Annotated in this window: 2 protein-coding genes and 1 pseudogene; 2 read left to right on the top strand and 1 reads right to left on the bottom strand. The window is 57.0% G+C overall.

Translation table 11 applies throughout. The features are described 5' to 3' along the window. Both GEU01_RS20880 and GEU01_RS23685 read left to right on the top strand, forming a co-directional pair. Nucleotides 1-372 (top strand): IS1380 family transposase (locus tag GEU01_RS20880; RefSeq protein WP_019087071.1); only part of this gene is annotated, 372 nt, incomplete at its 5' end. 196 nt (nucleotides 373-568) lie between these two features. Next, nucleotides 569-946, top strand: a pseudogene (locus GEU01_RS23685) (SLATT domain-containing protein); the annotation flags it as partial. 324 nt (nucleotides 947-1,270) lie between these two features. Here the strand turns inward: GEU01_RS23685 and tnpC are convergent. Next, nucleotides 1,271-2,302 (bottom strand): IS66 family transposase (gene tnpC, locus GEU01_RS20870; RefSeq protein ID WP_019087543.1); only part of this gene is annotated, 1,032 nt, incomplete at its 5' end.

Below are 2,302 nucleotides of genomic sequence, written 5' to 3'. Positions count from 1 at the left end.
CTGCGAGGCGGCAACGCCGAATGGCTCTACGGTGCCCTCTACTGTGCCCGTGGACAGGCCGAAAACCTGATCAAGCGTCACAAGGGCCAACTGGCATCCGACCGCACAAGCTGTCGATCGCCACTGGCCAACCAGGTCCGCCTGGTGCTGCACACTGCCGCATACTGGCTGATGCTCACCCTGCGGGACGCCATCCCAGCCCCACAGCCGCTCGCCTCGGCCGAGTTCACCACGTTACGAAATCGTCTTCTGAAAATCGCCGGGCGTATCCTGGAAACCGCGACCCGTGTCCGTATCGCGTTTGCCGCCGCCTGTCCCGAAGCGGCGCTGTTCCGCAGTCTCGCCATCTCGATGCAGGCTGCCGGCCCGTGACAGACGGGGCTATCGCCCCCGAACGCGCCCCGTCCTCGCAACCCCAGCCGCAGCCATCCACCGTTTCAAAATGACACCGCCTCAACCCGGTGCGATCCCGCGCGCCCAAACCATAGAAACGGAAAAATCCACGCAAAATACTCAATGCCGTGAATAAGATGGGCTAGAGGAGCGTCGAGCTACATATTCGGCTAGTCGGATTTTCGATCAGCTCACCTGGTACGCCAAGAAGACGGCCTTCAACCGACGAAGATCTAATTTGTTCTTTTGGATGTTAATCGGTATTAACGCTGTTGCTGTCGTATGCGCGGCTTTCCGTATTGCTTTCCCTGATCAAACATTCTGGCCGACAGACGTATTTGTGGCGGTAGCAGCCAGCCTCTTGAGTTGGATGCAAGCGAAAAAGTTTTCTGAACTGGCGGCCTCCTACGCACTTGCAGCCCACGAAATTAGCCTGATTAAAGAACAATCGTTGCTCCCGGATACCGATGAAAAATTCTCTCTATTCGTAGGTGATGCTGAGAACGCATTCTCTCGGGAGCATACTCAGTGGGTTGCTAGAAAAGACGTCTGACACATGGATGATCGGAGCATCGAATTTAGAGTCGAGCGGGCGTCCATAAAAAACGGAAACTCTCCTTTTGAGTGGATACAAAAAGGGGGGCACGTCAGGCTAAACAGACCATCGGGCGATCCCGCCGCAGACTGATTACAAAAATCTTCACCATTTTTCATATTATTGGAAAGGCGGTGGCTCTATCCCTGATAGCAAGGAAATTGTGGGCTGCAACCGCTCTTTTGCCCGGCATGAAGGAGACTGCTGGTGACCCATGCCCCATGAAATACCCTCGATTTGAAGTAAGGTCTGTCGTAACCGGCCGCTTAAGGCCGCCGTTGATCATGCGGCCTGTTTGTGAAGATCTGTCACGGGTTTCCAGTTCCATGGCAACAGTTCTTGGAGCCGGTTGATTTTGTGCTCGTTGATACGGGCCAGGACGTCGGCGAGGTAATCGTGCGGATTGAGGCCTGAGAGTTTTGCGCTTTCGATGAGGGTCATGGCATCAGCGATGTTGTCCCCACCGGCATCGGAACCGGCAAAGAGATAGTTTTTTCGGCCGACGCATACGGGCCGTATGGCTCGTTCGGCAGGATTATTGTCAATGGCGACACGACCATCTTCCACAAACAGGGTAAAGGCGGCCCACCGGTTGAGCGCATAGCGGATCGCTTTTGCCAGTTCCCCCTTCCCGGGGATGCGGGTGAGCTGTGCTTCGCACCAGGCATGGAACGCTATAACGCGGGGGCGGCTTTTTTCCTGTCGGACAGCCAGACGGTGCCTGGCGGGATGCCCGGTGATCTGCCGCTCGATATCGTAGAGCTCTCCGATCTGCTCAAGCGCTTCCCTTGCAATTGTCGAGCCGCTGCCTTTCCAGACATCATGGAATGCCCGACGCAGGTGGGCCCAGCAGGCCGCTTCGCGCACGCGCACGGTTCCCGTTGCATCGGGTTTATACAGGTCCCTGAACCCGGCGTAGGCGTCAGCCTGCAGAATACCACGGAACTGTGCCAGATGGGTCTGGGGATTGATCCCCTTGCGATCGGGAGAGAACCAGTAGGCAACGGCGGGTGGATCACTCCCGCCCCATGGGCGGGGATCGCGCAGATAGGTCCAGATCCGCCCTTCCTTCACACCGCGTGGTTTACCAGCCTGACGCAGGCGGGGATCAAGAACCTGGATGGGCGTATCATCGGCATGAAGCAGGTCTGCCCCCACGACCTCCTGACGGATCATATCTGTGAGAGGACGCAGAACGGCAACGGCCTGACCACACCAGTCGATCAGGGTTGAACGGGGGATTTCGACACCCTGACGGGCAAAGATCTCGTTCTGACGATAAAGCGGGATATGGTCATCGAATTTCGAGACCAG

Source organism: Komagataeibacter europaeus LMG 18890, assembly GCF_000285295.1.
GTDB classification, from domain to species: domain Bacteria; phylum Pseudomonadota; class Alphaproteobacteria; order Acetobacterales; family Acetobacteraceae; genus Komagataeibacter; species Komagataeibacter europaeus.
Note: the sequence above shows the minus strand (reverse complement) of the source record. Positions and strands in the feature narration are given on the sequence as shown.